The following is a 15438-nucleotide window of genomic DNA, read 5'->3' as shown; positions in this document are numbered from 1 at the left end:
AGAGAGGTGGCCCGTCAGGCGGGATCCTGTTTATCCAGATAGAGTTCGACGATGCTGGAGAAATCGCGGCTCCCCTGCCCCTGAGCGGCATGCAGGTTGAACAGGTTGCGGGCTAGCGCCCCCATCGGCACAGCGCTGTGGCCATGCTCGGCCAGCGCCATGGCCAATCCCAAATCTTTCACCATCAAACGGGTCATAAAGCCCCCCTGATAGTTGCGGGCGGCAGGGACATTCTCCATCACCCCGGGCCAGGGGTTGTAGCGCTCCAGACTCCAGTTGTTGCCGGAGCTCTTGCCCATGATGGTGGAGAGCACGGCGGGATCCAGCCCCTCCTTCACCCCGAGGGCCAGCGCCTCGGCAGTGCCCGCCATATGGATCGCAAGCAGCATGTTGTTGCACATCTTGGCGATCTGCCCGGCACCCAGCGCCCCGGCGTGAAACAGGTTCTGACCCATGCAGGCGAGCAGAGGTTTCGCCGCCTCGAAATCCGCCGCGTTGCCGCCAACGATAAAGGTGAGCGTCCCGGCGGCCGCACCGGCGACACCGCCCGATACGGGGGCATCAATAAAGCGCAAACCGCGTGCGCGGGCCGCCTCCCCGACCTGACGGGCAGAGTCGACATCTATGGTGGAGCAGTCGATCACCAGTGCACCAACCGGCAGGGCTGCCAGCAGATCCTGCCCCTCAGACAACCAAAGGTCGCGCACATGCTCCCCCGCAGGTAGCATGCTGATCACCACCTCGCAGCCGGTCACCGCCTCACGGGCATCCCCCGCGGCGATGCAGCCAGCGGCGATAGCGCGCTCAATGTTTTGGGCAACCAGATCAAACACCTGCACCCTGTGCCCGGCCCTGGCCAGATTGGCCGCCATGGGGCCCCCCATGTTGCCGAGCCCGATAAACCCTATCCTTGTCATCCCGCTTGCTCCTTGCGTTGCTGATGGCGGCTTCCGCCGGTTGCCAAGATGTTATTCCTTGCAGGCCAACGGATTGCGCCCCTGCGGCCAGCGATAGAACTCATTCAGCCACTCCCCCTCCGGTGGCAACTGTTGCCAGCGGGGATCTTTATCCTTGTCGATCAGCAGTGCCCGCACCCCTTCCACAAAATCCCCCTTCAGCACGCAGTTGACCGAGAGGGTCAGCTCCTCGGCAAATACCTCTGCCAGTGAGTTGCGGCGAGCCTGCCAATATTGACGCCACAAAATGGCGCGGCTGATGGGGCTGCCGGTGCGGCAGAGCTGCTGCGCCTGCTGGAGTACCGTCTCCTGTTCATCGAACTGAGCCTCGAACAACCGCGCCAATACCCCTTGCAGCGTGCGCCCCGCCAGCAGGGCACCGATCCTCTGTTGATGGGGCAGCAATACAGGCGCTGGCAACCGGGCCGCTACCTCACGGTGCAATCCCCTGAGCAGCAGGTCGATCTGCTCACGGGGCTCACCACTGCCAGCCCAGTCGAGTACGGCGAGGCGTGACAACAGCGCACTGCGCTCGCCACTGGCGATGGCGTGATCCGCCAGCCCAATACCGATGGCATCACTCCCGTTGAAGCGGGCGCCAGTCAGACCAAGCCAGAGCCCCAGCCGCCCCGGCATTCTGCTTAAAAACCAGCTTGCCCCCACGTCGGGGTAGAGGCCTATGGTCACCTCCGGCATGGCGAACAGGCTCTTTTCGGTCACCACCCGAAAATCGGCACCGGCAAACAGGCCAATGCCGCCCCCCATGCAGATACCGTCCGCCACGCAGATCAGGGGCTTGCGGTAAGAGTGGATGTGGTGGTCGAGCCGGTACTCCTGCTCGAAAAAGTCGCGGGCATATTCGAACAGTTCCGATCCGCTCGCCTCCTGCTTGCGGTAATAGAAGGAGCGGATATCGCCACCGGCACAAAATGCCTTCTCACCCGCCCCCTGCAGCAGCACACAGACGATGGCGGGATCCTGCTCCCAACGGGTCAGCGTCTGTTGCAGGATCTGGATCATCGGCAGGCTCAATGCGTTGAGAGACGCAGGGCTGTCGAGGGTCAACACCCCGACCTGATGACCATCTTCGGTGGGATAACAGCTAACCTTGACCGGCGCACTCATAAACAGCTCCATATGGATTTATTCTGTTGGGCCATATTGCCAGCGCGGTAAGCGTTTCTCCAGGAAGGCGGCCACCCCTTCACGCTGATTGGCATCGCTAAAGAGATCGAGAAACAGCGCTCGCTCAAGGGGCAAGGCGGCATCCCGTGGGCCACTGCGCCCCTGATTGATCAGGGTTTTGCAGGCGCGCAGGGCGCTCGGGCTCTGGCGCTCCACCAGATGGGCCATCTGGTGCGCCGCCTCCCACGCCTGACCGGTTTTCACCACCTCCTCCACCAGCCCCATCTCGTAGGCCAGCGAGGCACTCACCTTCTCACCGCAGAGGATCATCCGCTTGGCCCAGCCCGGCCCCACCAGCTCGGTCAGGCGCTGGGTGCCACCGGCACAGGGAAGCAAGCCCACCGAGGCTTCCGGCAGTCCCAGCAACGCCTGCTGCTCGGCGATGCGGATATCACAGGCCAGCGCCACTTCCAGGCCACCGCCCATGGCATAACCATTGATGGCGGCGATACTGACGCCGTGAAAACGGGCCAGCGCCTCGAAGGCCTTGCCAAAGGCCTCGGCTACTTCACGGGCCAGCTCGACATTCCCCTCGACAAACATATTGAGGTCGGCACCGGCGCAGAAAAATTTGTCGCCCGCACCACGGATCACCAGCGCCACCACGTCGGGACGACTGTCGAGCTCCACCATCATCTGCAAAAAGGCCTGCAGGCTGGCAAGGGTCCAGGTGTTGGCAGGGGGATGGTCGAGGGTGATATAGGCCACGTGGCCATGATATTCGAGTCTGATCCTTGTCATAACATTGTCCTTGTCGATGAAGCTGCCGCCATGATGACAGGCTTGAATGACACCAACCTGTGGCTGGCTCACAAAGCCGAAACCGGCATGGCATGGTGCAAATCGGGTGGCAGGCAACACACCCTTGATGCGACCACCGGTTAGCCCAGCGACAAACCGGGATCGGCCAGCAGGCGGCGCGCGATGATGAGTCGCATCACCTCGTTGGTGCCCTCCAGAATGCGGTGTACCCGGGTATCGCGCAGATAGCGCTCGAGCGGATACTCGCGGATATAACCATAGCCGCCAAAGAGTTGCAGAGCCTCATCACAGATTCGATAACCCACATCGGTAGCAAAACGCTTGGCCATGGCACACCAGGCACTCTTGTCCGGTGCCCCGCGATCCAGCTTGTCGGCGGCCTGACGTACCAGCAAACGGGCGGCAGCCAGCTCGGTCGCCATATCGGCCAGGCGAAACTGCACGCTCTGGAATTCGCTGATCGGGTGACCAAATTGCTGGCGCTGCTGCACATAAGCCAGCGCATCGTCCAGCGCCTGCTGGGCGGTGCCCACCGAACAGGTGGCAATATTGATGCGCCCCCCATCGAGGGCCTGCATGGCGAACTTGAACCCTTCCCCTTCTTCGCCCAACCGATAGCAGGCAGGAATGCGAACCCCATTAAAGACAACCTCACGGGTCGGCTGGCTGTTCCAGCCCATCTTCTCTTCTGCCTTGCCATAGCTCACGCCGGGGGCATTAGCCGGCACCATAAAGGCAGAGATCCCCTTCGCACCTTCACCACCGGTACGGGCCATCACCACCAGCACATCGCTGCAGCCTGCCGCCGAGATAAAGACCTTGGTCCCCTCGATGAGGTAGCTGTCACCCTCGCGCACCGCCCGGGTCTTGAGTGCCGCCGCATCTGAGCCTGCCCCCGGTTCGGTGAGGCAATAGGAGCCCAGCAGCTCGCCGCTGGCCAGTTTGGGCACCCACTCCTTGGCAACCTCGGTGGGCAACCAGCTACCCAGCATCCAGCTCACCATGTTGTGGATGGTCAAATACGCCGTGGTCGAGGTACACCCCATGGCGAGGCGCTCGAAGATGAGGCTCGCATCGAGGCGAGGTAGCCCCAATCCGCCAAACTGCTCCGGGGTATAGAGGCCACAAAAACCTAGCCCGGCCGCCTGCTTGATGGTCGGGATCGGAAACTCATGCTCCTTGTCCCAGCGAGCGGCATGGGGTTTGAGCGCCTCATCGGCAAAGGCGGCGGCCGCCTCCACATACGCCTGTTGATCATCGGTCAGGGTAAAATCCATCTTGTCGTTCTCTCCCTTGTTGCCCCGCGCTTATTTTCCTGAGTTAGCGCTTTATGACGCAGCGCCCACACGCTGCGTCATTCGGATCTGCCACTATAGCGCTGTTGTCGTGGTAGCTGATGACGCTTTCACTACCACGGCTTTATCGACACACAACAGATTAACAATTGATTTACGTTTACGCTAACGTAAACTTGTGGCAGAAGTGAAGTACAAAATGGACCGACCACTGCCAGCCGTAACGCCGAGTCAGCCGGTCGAACCCACCTTCCTACCCGATTGTCATATCCGCAAGGAGAGCATGGATGCAGATGGATGAGACCCTGAATGCCCTGACCGAACAGGTTGCGGCCTTCTGCCAGAAAGTGATCGCCCCGCGCGCCAGCGAGATCGATCAGAGCAACGCCTTTCCCCGTGATCTCTGGCCCCGGATGGGTGAACTGGGGCTGCACGGCATCACGGTGGCGGAGGAGTATGACGGGGTGAACCTCGGCTATCAGGCCCACGTGCTGGTGATGGAACAGGTAAGCCGCGCCAGCGCTTCGGTCGGCCTCTCCTACGGCGCCCACTCCAATCTCTGCATCAACCAGATCCACCGCCACGGCACGCCGGAGCAGAAAGCACGCTACCTCCCCCCGCTGGTGAGCGGCGAGCATGTGGGGGCACTGGCCATGAGCGAGCCGGGAGCCGGGTCCGATGTGGTCAGCATGCGCCTGACCGCGGAGCGCGAGGGCGATCACTTCGTGCTGAACGGCAACAAGATGTGGATCACCAACGGCCCGGATGCCGACACCTTCGTCATCTATGCCAAGACAGATGCCAGTGCAGGCCCCAAAGGAATTTCTGCCTTTATCGTTGAAGCCGGCACTCCCGGTTTTTCTACCGCGCAGAAGCTCGACAAGCTGGGGATGCGCGGCTCCAGCACCTGCGAGCTGGTGTTCGACAACTGCCGAGTGCCGCAGGAAAACCTGCTGGGCACCCTGCACGGCGGGGTCAAGGTGCTGATGAGCGGGCTCGATTACGAGCGGGTGGTGCTGGCTGCGGGCCCCCTTGGCATCATGCAGGCCTGCATGGATGTAGTGCTGCCCTATGTGCGTGAGCGCAAGCAGTTTGGTCAAGCCATCGGCGAGTTCCAGCTGGTGCAGGGCAAGCTCGCCGACATGTATACCCGCCTCGCCAGCAGCCGGGCGCTGGTCTACTCGGTGGCGAGCGCCTGCGATCAGGGTCGCACCAGCCGTAAAGATTGCGCCGCAGCCATCCTGTTTGCCGCCGAAAACGCCACCCAGATGGCCCTCGACGCTATCCAGCTGCTCGGCGGCAACGGTTACATCAACGAATACCCCACAGGCCGCCTGCTGCGGGACGCCAAACTCTACGAGATCGGCGCCGGCACCTCGGAGATCCGCCGCTGGCTCATCGGCCGCGAGCTGATGGGAGAAAATGCATGAGTCGTATCCACTCCCGCCTCGACACGGCGAGCCCGGAATATGCGGCCAATCGGGCCGCCATGCAGGGGCTGGTCGACGATCTCCACGCCCGCATTGCCGAGATCGCGCTAGGGGGCGGCGCGGCCAACAACGCCCGCCATCAGGCCCGTGGCAAGCTGCTGCCCCGCGAGCGCATCAATCAGCTGCTGGACCCGGGCTCCCCGTTTCTCGAACTGTCGGCACTGGCTGGCTGGCAGGTCTATGACGAGCCGGTGCCCGCCGCCGGTATCATCACCGGCATCGGCCGGGTCTCGGGCAGGCTCTGCATGCTGGTGGTAAACGACGCCACCGTGAAGGGCGGCACCTACTACCCGCTCACGGTGAAAAAACACCTGCGCGCCCAGGCCATCGCCGAGCGGCTGCGCCTCCCCTGCCTCTATCTGGTGGATTCCGGTGGCGCCTTCTTGCCGATGCAGGATGAGGTGTTCCCCGACCGGGATCACTTTGGCCGCATCTTCTACAACCAGGCCCGCATGTCGGCTCAGAACATCCCACAGCTGGCGGTGGTGATGGGGCTCTGTACCGCAGGCGGCGCCTACGTGCCCGCCATGGCTGATGAATCGATCATGGTCAGGGAGCAGGCCACCATCTTTCTGGCCGGCCCGCCGCTGGTCAAGGCCGCCACCGGCGAGGAGATCAGCGCAGAAGCCCTCGGCGGCGCCGAGGTGCACTGCGCCCACTCCGGCGTTGCTGATCATATGGCCCGTGACGATGCCCACGCGCTGGCCATCGCCCGCACGCTGGTTACTCATCTGGGTAACGAGCCGATAGAGAGCAGCCCCGGCTACGAGCCCCCCTGCTACCCGATCGAGGAGCTCTACGGTCTGGTGGGCACCAGTCTCAAACGCCCTTACGACGCCCGCGAACTGATTGCCCGACTGGTGGATGGCTCTGACTTTGACGAGTTCAAGGCGCTGTTCGGCACCACACTGGTGACCGGCTTTGCCCGTATTTGCGGCATGGAAGTGGGTATCCTCGCCAACAACGGCGTGCTGCACAGCGACAGTGCCCAGAAGGGGGCCCACTTTATCCAACTCTGTAACCGGCGTGCCATCCCGCTGCTCTTTTTGCAGAACATCACCGGCTTTATGGTGGGGAGTAGCGCAGAAAAAGAGGGGATCGCCAAGCACGGCGCCAAGCTGGTCACAGCAGTGGCCTGCAGCCGGGTGCCCAAGATCACCCTGATCGTCGGCGGCAGCTTTGGCGCTGGCAACTACGGCATGTGTGGCCGCGCTTATGAGCCCGATTTTCTCTTTAGCTGGCCCAACAGCCGTATCTCTGTCATGGGTGGCGAACAAGCTGCCGGAGTGCTGGTGCAGGTGCGTCGCGACAAGCTGACTGCCGAGGACAAGGATTTGAGCGAGCAGGAGGCGGCCGCCATCCGTGCCCCGGTGATCGAGCAGTATGAGCGCCAGGGTCACCCCTACTACGCCAGCGCCCGCCTCTGGGATGACGGTGTTATCGATCCGGCCCAGAGCCGCACCGTGCTAGCGCTGGCGCTCGCCGCCTGTCAGGGTGCCCGCATTGACCCCGAGCAGTACGGCATCTTCCGGATGTAAGGAGCAAACCCATGTCAGATCCACTTACTTCCTCAGCACTTGGCTCTTCAACACAGACCCCGTTTCGGCTGGAGCGGCACGGCCCGCTGGCCGAGCTGGTGCTGTCGCGCCCGGCCCGCCACAACGCCTTTGATGCCGACCTGATGCTGGGGCTGCTCGACTGCCTCGATGATCTGGCCCATCTCCATGGTCATGATCTTGCCGAACGCCCCCACGCCCTGCTGCTGCGGGCAGAGGGCAAACACTTTTGCGCGGGTGCCGATCTCAACTGGATGCGCAATCTGGCCCACGCCGATTTTGAGCACAATCGCGAAGATGCCCGGGTACTGGCGCGGCTGATGCAGACCCTCGACGAGCTCCCCTTCCCCACGGTGGCACTGGTACAAGGGGCCGCCTATGGCGGGGCGCTGGGGCTCATCTGTGCCTGCGATCTGGTGCTGGCCAGCGACGATGCCCGCTTCTGCCTCTCAGAGGTAAGCCTCGGGCTAGTGCCTGCGGTGATCAGCCCCTACGTGGTACGTGCCATGGGAATGCGTCAGGCGCGCCGCTACATGCTCACTGCCGAGCCGTTCGATGCCATCACCGCCTGTCGGCTCAATGTGGCACATCAACTCTGCAAGCCGGATCAACTGCTAGCGGAGGGACGGGCGCAGGCCCTTCGTCTGTGCCGCAACGGGCCGGAGGCGATGAAAGAGACCAAACGACTGCTGGCGGCGATAGAGGCCCATCCTTCCCGCCTGCACGAAGAGAAAACCGTCGAGACCATCGCCCGGGTTCGGGTGGGGCTCGAAGCACAGGAGGGGATGCAGGCCTTCTTTGACAAACGCCCTCCCGCTTGGCGTCCCCGTTTCAAGGATGAGACATGAACTATCACACCCCGATTAAACGTCTGCTGATTGCCAATCGCGGCGAAATCGCCGTGCGCATCATCAAAACGGCGAAACGCCTCGGCATTCACACCATCGCCCTCTACTCCGATGCCGACGCCCATGCCATGCACACCCGTCTGGCCGATGAGGCCTGGCATCTGGGGCCCGCACCGGCCAGAGAGAGCTATCTCGACACCGGCAAGGTGCTGAAGATTGCCAAAGAGGCGCGCGCCGATGCCATCCATCCCGGTTACGGCTTTCTGTCGGAAAACAGCGATTTTGCCACCGCCTGCGAACAGCGCGGCCTGCGCTTTGTCGGCCCAAGCGGCGCCGCCATTCTCGCCATGGGCGACAAATCGGGCGCCAAGGCGCTGATGCAGGCAGCCGGTGTTCCTGTGCTGCCCGGCTATCACGGCACGGATCAACGACCGGACTTCTTGCGCGATCAGGCGAGCCAGATTGGCTTCCCGCTACTTATCAAGGCGGCCAGTGGCGGCGGTGGCAAGGGGATGCGCCGGGTCGATCAGCTGGCCGACTTTGACGAGTCGCTGTCGGCAGTCAAACGGGAAGCCAAGGCCGCCTTTGGTAACGATCTGGTGCTGCTGGAGCGCTATCTGCCCCAAGCTCGCCATGTGGAAGTACAGGTCTTTGCCGATAGCCTCGGCAACGCCATCTATCTTGGGGACAGGGACTGCTCCTTGCAGCGACGCCATCAGAAGGTGATCGAAGAGGCGCCCGCCCCCGACATCCCTCCGGCTCTGCGCCGCGCCATGGGGGAGGCAGCCGTGGCCGCAGCCAAGGCCATCCACTATCAGGGGGCTGGCACCATCGAGTTCCTGCTCTGCAAGGATGAGTTCTTCTTTATGGAGATGAACACCCGGCTGCAGGTAGAGCATCCGGTCACCGAAGCGGTGACCGGGCAGGATCTGGTGGCCTGGCAGCTGGCCGTGGCCGAGGGCAAGTCACTGCCACTCACTCAGGAGGAAGTGGTGCTGCGCGGCCATGCGGTGGAGGCGCGCCTCTACGCCGAGGATGTGGCGGCCGGTTTTTTGCCTGCCAGCGGGCCTATCCACTGGCTCCACTGGCCCGTTGGCGTGCGCATCGACACTGGCGTCACCGCTGGCGATGAGGTCAGCCCCTATTACGATCCCATGATCGCCAAGCTGATCGCCCACGGCCAGAGCCGCACCGAGGCGTTCGCCAAACTTGCCGATGCGCTGGCTGCGCTGGATCTCGGCCCGCTGGTGCACAACGGCGCGCTCTTGCTGCGCCTGTGTGAAGAGCCTGACGTCCTGGCCATGGGCCACCATACCCAGTGGCCCATTCCCACCACAGCACGGCCCATTCCTGATCTCGCTTGGCCGCTGGCCGCCCTCTGGCTGGCGAGCCGCCCTGCGGGCACCTCCCCCTGGCAACAAGCCTGCGGATTTCGGCTAGGGCCGGATCGCTGCTGGACAGCGGCGGTGCGCATCGGTGATGAGCACCGGGTATTGACCCTTAACGATCATGGCGGCCAGTTTGAGTGGCAAGGGGAGACTCATTGCTACCAGAGAGGTGGCGATAATATCTGGCTGCAGCAGGGTGGCTGCTGGCAACAGATCCCCATTCAGACGGTCGCAGGCCCGGAGGCAACCTTCCTCATGACCCTGGGGGGCCAGCGCATCCGCTTCGCGGCCGATGATCGGCAGCACAGCCACCACCATGAGCAGGCAAACGAGAAGGCGCAGGGCGCCATCGCCCCGATGCACGGCATAGTGGTAGCCGTGCTGATCGAGCAGGGGCAAACAGTCAGCAAGGGGCAACCCCTGCTGGTGCTGGAGGCGATGAAGATGGAACACCAGTTGCGTGCAGAGCGGGACGGGGTAATTGAAGCCCTACAGTGCAAACAGGGCGAACAGGTAAGCCAGGGAACCGTGCTGGTGCGCTTTGCCGAAGAGACTGCTTCACAGGAGGAACACCCATGAACCGATCACAGGACGTCCGTGACGACAGGGTCAGTCTGGTGGAGATGGGGCCGCGAGATGGCCTGCAAAATGAAGCTGCGCCCCTCTCCCTGGTACAGCGGCTGGAGCTGATCCAGCGCCTTACCGACAGCGGCCTGCAACGCATCGAGGTGGGTGCCTTTGTCTCTGCCAAAAAAGTGCCGCAGATGGCGGACTCCGCAGCGCTGTTCGAGGCACTGCCGCGCAAGGGCTCAACCCGTTACGGCGCTCTGGTGCCCAATCTGCAAGGCTTGCAGGCAGCCATTGCCGCCCGCGCCGATGAGATTGGCCTCTTCACCGCCTGCTCCGACGGTTTTACCCGCGCCAATATCGGCATCAGCGTGGAGGAGTCGCTGGTGCGCTTCGCCCCCTTGGTACAGGAGGCGCACCGACTCGGCATCAAGGTGCGCGGCTACCTCTCCACCGTCATCGCCTGCCCGTTCGATGGCCCGACCCGCCCGAAACGGGTCGCTGCCATGGCCGAGCAACTGCTGGATCTCGGCTGCCACGAAATTTCGCTGGGGGACACCATAGGCGTTGGCACCCCGGGCACGGTGGCGCCCATGCTGGATGCGGTGCTGCACGAGATCCCGGCGGGGCGACTCGCGGTCCATTTTCACGACACCTACGGCCAGGGGTTGGCCAACCTGCTACCCGCGCTGGAGCGCGGCATTCGCACCATCGACTGCTCGGTAGCGGGCCTTGGCGGCTGCCCCTATGCCCCGGGCGCCTCCGGCAATGTGGCGTCAGAAGAGGTGGTCTACCTGCTGCACGGCCTTGGCATGACAACGGGGGTGGATCTCGACAAACTGGCGGCCACCGGCCAGTGGGTGAGCGAGCAGCTCGCTCGCCCCAACGGCTCGCGGGTCGGTCAGGCCCTGCACGCCAATGCCGAGCGGCTGCGTGCCCGCCTCTGCCAGCCACACGCCCAGCAACAGGAGTCATGACCATGTCCCGTTCCCTGCCCGGCAAGGAGATCACCTACAGCATTTCGGAGCTGGCCCACGAATTCGATGTCACGCCGCGCACCATCCGCTACTACGAGGATGAGGGGCTGCTCACCCCGCTGCGGGAGGGGCAAACCCGCATCTACAGCCACCGGGACAAGATCCGGCTCAAATTGACCCTGCGCGGCAAACGGCTGGGGTTTAGCTTGGCCGAGATCCGCGAGCTGTTCGATATGTACGACACCGACAAATCGAGCAAAACCCAGCTCCACTCCATGATCCAGCTGATCGAGGCAAAACGCGGCGCCCTGCGCCAGCAACTGGAGGATATCCAGATGGTGATGGCCGAGCTGGAAGCCGCCGAACAGCGCTGTGTTAATTCCCTTAACAGCTTGAAAACTGGCGCAGATTAACCGAATCTGGGAGCAAGCTTTTGCCCTGGGGATCCCATGAGATATTGGTGCTGGTTTTTGCTCTTGTTCAGCCTCTCTGGCTGGAGCCATCCCCTCATCAAGGTTGGTGGATACCCCTATGCCCCCTTCGTGGTCAAACTCCCCGATTCCCGCTATGAAGGACTGACCCTGGAGCTTATCGACCAGCTCAATGCCGTACAGAAAGAGGTGACCTTCGTCTTTGTCCCCACCTCGGCCGCCAACCGTTACAAGGCGCTCGATCTGGGCCGTTTCTCGCTGATGTTGTTTGAAGACACCAAGTGGGGCTGGGACACCGATAAATTCAAGATGACAGCACCCTTCCTCGGTGGTGGCGAGGTCTATGTGGCCCTGAACAAAGCGGGCCGGGATCAGCGTTTTTTTGACGATCCTGCCAGCCATCACCTCATCGGGGTGACCGGCTATCACTACGGCGTCGGCCAGTTCAATGCCGATCCCCTCTACCTGCAGCGCAAGCTCAATATCACCCTGGTCAAAGACAACGTCAGCGCCCTGCAAGCGCTACTCAAAGGGCGCGGCGAGGTAGCCATTCTCAACGTTTCCTACCTTAACCAGTATCTGCAGGCCAATCCCGACACAGCCGACCAGCTGCTGATCTCGCAAAAATGGGATCAACAGTATCAACACCGCGCCATCCTTCACCCTGAGGCCCCCATTACCCCTGCCCAGCTGGAACAGTGGCTGGCAGCGCTGCAACAACAGGGTGAACTGGATCGCCTTTGGACAAAGTACGGCGTACAACAGCACGCAACCCCATGATTACTATCCAGCTTTTCTGTACCATGGCGGGAACCAAATGGGAGTGCACCAAATGAACACCACCGAGCCCGCGTCCCCCAAGCTCCGCTTGCTGCGCTACCTTGCCTACGCTTTCCTGCTGTTTCTTATCCTGATGACCCTGCTGCTGTGGCAAACCCCCCGTCTGGTCCAGCGCTATCTGCCCGGCTGGCTGGCTGAGCACTATGGCCTGCAACTGACGCTGGGAGAGATTGACGTAGGGCTGCGCAACCCTTCTCTCACCCTCGGCGCGACTGCCCTGCTCGATGCCAAGCAGCAGCCCATCATCGGTTTTGAGCAGCTCTTTATCACCCCAAACCTGCAAGCCAGCTGGCAGCAGAGAGGGGTCGTGCTTTCCACCGTCACCCTGACCAAACCCGTGGTGCTGCTGCAACGGCTGACAGATAAAAAAGGAGATGTTCGACTCAACCTGACCGATGCGCTGGCCACCCTGCTCGCCCCAGCCCCCTCCCCCGAGCCCGAAACAGCCAGCGCCCCGCTGCTGGTCGATATTGCCAGCGTCAATGTCACTGACGGGCATGTGCGCTATCAGGATCAGCGCAAGGAGAGCGAACCCGGCTGGTTGCCGCCTCTCAATCTGGAGAAAATGACCCTCAAGCTCGATAACCTGCGCACCGAGGCAAATCACCCGACCGCCTATCAGCTGAACGCCGCCATCAACGGCAAAAGCAGCCTCGCTGCCCACGGCAAACTCGATGTGATGAGCGGCATGGGTCAGGGCAAAGCGAGCCTCAAACAGGTCGACCTGAAACCCTTCGCCCCGCTCTGGGCACCCTATCTCAAGCTGGATCTGGCCAAGGGCCACGCCAATGCAGAGGTGGAGTACCAGCTTAAAGAGGGCAAGCAAGGAGTGCTGTGGCAATTGTCCAAAGGCAAGCTGACGCTGGACAACTGGCAGCTTAAAAAACACAAGGGCGACGAATTTGCCCGCTTCGGCCAGTTGGCCCTTAGCGATCTGGCGGTCGATAGCCAGAAACAGTCGCTCCAGATCGGCAAGGTGACCCTGCAACAGCCCCTGCTCAAGGCCACCCTCAACCCACAGCAGGAACTGGATCTGGCTGACTTGCTGATTGAACAGGCCCCCGCCAAGCCCGTCAAAGAAGCCAACGCCGCAAACGAGGTGGCCAGCAATGCGGCGCCCAAATCGGCACAACAAGCAAAGACAGCCGGTAACGGCAAGAAACAGGTGCCAGACAAACCCTGGCAGTGGCAGATCAAGCAGATCCTTATCGACAAGGGCGATCTCACCCTCACCGAATCGAGCAGCGGCAAACCGCAGGCACGCCAGCTCTCCGGCCTCAAGCTGGCGCTGGGGCCACTGGGCAGCAAGGGGGAGCAACCGAGCAAACTGACTCTGGCCACCCATTTCAACCAGAGCAGCCCCCTCGCCTTTGATGGCCAACTGACCCTGACTCCTTTCACCTTAAGCGGCGACATCAACCAGCAGGGGCTGCCCCTCACGCTGGCACAGCCCTATCTGGCCGATCTGGTGCGTATCAAGGTGCAAAACGGGCTGCTGAGCAGCAAGACCCGCCTTGATCTCGCCACCACCGCCCAGGGAGACCTGAGCAAGCTGACCCTGCAGGGGGGGCTCGATGTCAACGGGCTCAAGGTGGTCGATCGGGCAGACAATCAGCGGCTGCTGGAGTTCAACACCCTGGCTCTCACCGGTCTGACGTACGACGGCATCAGCCAGCAGATGCGGATCAAGGACATTGCCCTGAACAAGCCCTTCGCCCGCATCGAGATCAACGAAGATGGCACCACCAACCTGCAACAGCTGCTGTTGCCACAACCGGCGGCAACCAAAAGTACTCAAGCGGCGACCGGCAGCAAGGCTCCCGATTTTCGTTTCACCATCGATCAGCTGCGCACCGAGCAGGGCAACCTGCGCTTTGCCGATCGCAGCCTGAGTCAGGATTTCGTGGCCGATATCGCCTCGCTGGGCGGCCAAAGTCGCCATATCAGCAATATTCCGGGGCAACGCTCCGATCTCGCCTTCAACGGCAAGGTGGATCGCTATGCGCCGGTGACCATTCGCGGCGGCACCAACCTGCTGGTGGCCAACCCGATCCTCGACATCGCGGTGGCCTTCCACAATCTGGAGCTCACCACCTTCACCCCCTATTCGGGCACCTATGCCGGTTATGCCATCGACAAGGGGCAGCTCTCCATGAAGCTGCACTACAAGCTGGAGGGCAACCGGCTGGAGGGGGATAACGACATCACCATCAAGAAGCTGCAACTGGGCGAGAAGATCAAGAGCGATCAGGCCAAAGATCTGCCGCTGGGGCTGGCCATCGCCCTGCTGAGCGATGCCAACGGGGTGATACAGATGAACCTCAAGGTGAAGGGCGATCTCGATCAACCAGACTTCAGCATCGGCAATATCTTCTGGGATGTGCTGGGCAACACCCTGAGCAAGGCGATCACCTCCCCCTTCTCCCTGCTCGCCTCGCTGGCCGATGGCACCGAAGATCTCGACGAGCTCCCCTTCCTGCCGGGGGATCCCGATCTCACCCCCACCCAGCAGGAGAAACTGGTCAAGCTGGCGCAGGCCCTCAAGGATAGACCCAAGCTCAGCATGAACATTCGCGGCAAGGTCAACTTCAACGAGGAGCGCCCCATCCTGCAACGGCAAAAGCTGGAACGGGTACTGGCCAAGCTCACCGGCAATCAGGCGGATCTCGACCTGCTGGAACAGGACCCCGCCCTGCAAGAGGCGCTGGCCCAGGCCTATGAAGAGCGCTTTGGCGAAGATCTGGAAGATCTGGCCGATCGCCTCCATCTGGATGAAGAGAGCGCGGCACTGCGGGCCCAGGCGGTGATCCTGCTGCGGGATCAGCAGCTCATCACTGCCAAATCCCTGCGCAATCTCGCCATGCGCCGGGCGCAAAATACCAAGGAGTTTCTGGTCGACAGCCAGGGGATCGCCCCGGAGCGGCTGTTCGTGCTCGACAGCCAGGTCAAGGAAGAGGACAAGGAAGCCAAAGTGATCCTGACACTGGATCAGTAAGGCCGCCGCACTGCGCAAAAGCGTAAGAAAAATACAACCCCTCAACTATTTTGACACCTTTTGCTCACCAAACAGCCTGTCTTGGTGAGCATTTGGCCACTGATGCAAATAATCACGTAGTTTTTTTACGATTTATCCCCCTTGCCCC

At 62.1% G+C, this 15438-nt stretch carries 12 protein-coding genes; 8 read left to right on the top strand and 4 right to left on the bottom strand.

Annotation, left to right across the window (positions count from 1 at the left end; genetic code table 11):
* Nucleotides 1–14: 14 nt before the first annotated feature.
* From mmsB to I6L47_RS01675, 4 genes are all read right to left on the bottom strand, one after another.
* Entirely contained in the window at nucleotides 15–917 is a 903-nt protein-coding gene (mmsB, locus tag I6L47_RS01690) for a 3-hydroxyisobutyrate dehydrogenase (protein ID WP_216948500.1), read from the bottom strand.
* Nucleotides 918–968: 51 nt separating this feature from the next.
* Entirely contained in the window at nucleotides 969–2081 is a 1113-nt protein-coding gene (locus tag I6L47_RS01685; RefSeq protein WP_216948499.1) for an enoyl-CoA hydratase/isomerase family protein, read from the bottom strand.
* 18 nt (nucleotides 2082–2099) lie between these two features.
* Nucleotides 2100–2882: an enoyl-CoA hydratase gene (locus I6L47_RS01680; protein WP_005345131.1), complete on the bottom strand. Its 783-nt coding sequence runs from the start codon at nucleotides 2880–2882 to the stop codon at nucleotides 2100–2102.
* Between the two features lie 140 nt (nucleotides 2883–3022).
* Entirely contained in the window at nucleotides 3023–4180 is a 1158-nt protein-coding gene (locus tag I6L47_RS01675) for an acyl-CoA dehydrogenase family protein (RefSeq protein WP_216948498.1), read from the bottom strand.
* A gap of 305 nt (nucleotides 4181–4485) precedes the next feature.
* On the opposite strand from I6L47_RS01675, the gene I6L47_RS01670 reads away from it, so the two are divergent.
* Genes I6L47_RS01670 through I6L47_RS01635 form a run of 8 tightly spaced genes read left to right on the top strand, consistent with a single transcriptional unit; the run spans nucleotide 4486 to nucleotide 15290 of the window.
* The gene (locus tag I6L47_RS01670; protein ID WP_216948497.1) at nucleotides 4486–5628 is read left to right on the top strand and encodes an isovaleryl-CoA dehydrogenase; all 1143 of its coding nucleotides are present in this window, start codon (nucleotides 4486–4488) and stop codon (nucleotides 5626–5628) included.
* Nucleotides 5625–7226, top strand: coding sequence for a carboxyl transferase domain-containing protein (locus I6L47_RS01665; protein WP_216948496.1), 1602 nt, complete (start codon nucleotides 5625–5627; stop codon nucleotides 7224–7226). The genes I6L47_RS01670 and I6L47_RS01665 overlap by 4 nt, the downstream gene beginning before the upstream one ends.
* Nucleotides 7227–7237: 11 nt before the next feature.
* A complete protein-coding gene (locus I6L47_RS01660) occupies nucleotides 7238–8092 on the top strand; it encodes an enoyl-CoA hydratase-related protein (protein WP_216948495.1) in 855 nt (284 codons plus the stop codon).
* A complete protein-coding gene (locus tag I6L47_RS01655; protein WP_216948494.1) occupies nucleotides 8089–10059 on the top strand; it encodes a biotin carboxylase N-terminal domain-containing protein in 1971 nt (656 codons plus the stop codon). The genes I6L47_RS01660 and I6L47_RS01655 overlap by 4 nt, the downstream gene beginning before the upstream one ends.
* Nucleotides 10056–11024 carry a hydroxymethylglutaryl-CoA lyase gene (locus I6L47_RS01650; RefSeq protein WP_216948493.1) on the top strand — a complete coding sequence of 323 codons (969 nt, stop codon included), beginning with the start codon at nucleotides 10056–10058 and terminating at the stop codon, nucleotides 11022–11024. The genes I6L47_RS01655 and I6L47_RS01650 overlap by 4 nt, the downstream gene beginning before the upstream one ends.
* A 2-nt stretch (nucleotides 11025–11026) precedes the next feature.
* The gene (locus I6L47_RS01645; RefSeq protein ID WP_005336945.1) at nucleotides 11027–11437 is read left to right on the top strand and encodes a MerR family DNA-binding transcriptional regulator; all 411 of its coding nucleotides are present in this window, start codon (nucleotides 11027–11029) and stop codon (nucleotides 11435–11437) included.
* A 36-nt stretch (nucleotides 11438–11473) separates the two neighbouring features.
* The gene (locus I6L47_RS01640; protein ID WP_216948492.1) at nucleotides 11474–12235 is read left to right on the top strand and encodes an ABC transporter substrate-binding protein; all 762 of its coding nucleotides are present in this window, start codon (nucleotides 11474–11476) and stop codon (nucleotides 12233–12235) included.
* Nucleotides 12236–12287: 52 nt separating this feature from the next.
* Complete coding sequence (locus I6L47_RS01635; RefSeq protein ID WP_216948491.1) at nucleotides 12288–15290, top strand: DUF748 domain-containing protein; 3003 nt, start codon at nucleotides 12288–12290, stop codon at nucleotides 15288–15290.
* Nucleotides 15291–15438: the final 148 nt, after the last annotated feature.

This window comes from Aeromonas sp. FDAARGOS 1417, assembly GCF_019046985.1.
GTDB lineage: Bacteria > Pseudomonadota > Gammaproteobacteria > Enterobacterales > Aeromonadaceae > Aeromonas > Aeromonas veronii.
Note: the sequence above shows the minus strand (reverse complement) of the source record. Positions and strands in the feature narration are given on the sequence as shown.

Bases quoted from the DNA above. Each gene is read 5' to 3' on its own strand.
- I6L47_RS01670 (WP_216948497.1), top strand. From the start codon at position 4,486: ATGCAGATGGATGAGACCCTGAATGCCCTGACCGAACAGGTTGCGGCC.
- I6L47_RS01660 (WP_216948495.1), top strand. From the start codon at position 7,238: ATGTCAGATCCACTTACTTCCTCAGCACTTGGCTCTTCAACACAGACC.
- I6L47_RS01675 (WP_216948498.1), bottom strand. From the start codon at position 4,180: ATGGATTTTACCCTGACCGATGATCAACAGGCGTATGTGGAGGCGGCC.
- I6L47_RS01680 (WP_005345131.1), bottom strand. From the start codon at position 2,882: ATGACAAGGATCAGACTCGAATATCATGGCCACGTGGCCTATATCACC.
- I6L47_RS01650 (WP_216948493.1), top strand. From the start codon at position 10,056: ATGAACCGATCACAGGACGTCCGTGACGACAGGGTCAGTCTGGTGGAG.
- I6L47_RS01655 (WP_216948494.1), top strand. From the start codon at position 8,089: ATGAACTATCACACCCCGATTAAACGTCTGCTGATTGCCAATCGCGGC.
- mmsB (WP_216948500.1), bottom strand. From the start codon at position 917: ATGACAAGGATAGGGTTTATCGGGCTCGGCAACATGGGGGGCCCCATG.
- I6L47_RS01645 (WP_005336945.1), top strand. From the start codon at position 11,027: ATGTCCCGTTCCCTGCCCGGCAAGGAGATCACCTACAGCATTTCGGAG.
- I6L47_RS01685 (WP_216948499.1), bottom strand. From the start codon at position 2,081: ATGAGTGCGCCGGTCAAGGTTAGCTGTTATCCCACCGAAGATGGTCAT.
- I6L47_RS01635 (WP_216948491.1), top strand. From the start codon at position 12,288: ATGAACACCACCGAGCCCGCGTCCCCCAAGCTCCGCTTGCTGCGCTAC.
- I6L47_RS01640 (WP_216948492.1), top strand. From the start codon at position 11,474: ATGAGATATTGGTGCTGGTTTTTGCTCTTGTTCAGCCTCTCTGGCTGG.
- I6L47_RS01665 (WP_216948496.1), top strand. From the start codon at position 5,625: ATGAGTCGTATCCACTCCCGCCTCGACACGGCGAGCCCGGAATATGCG.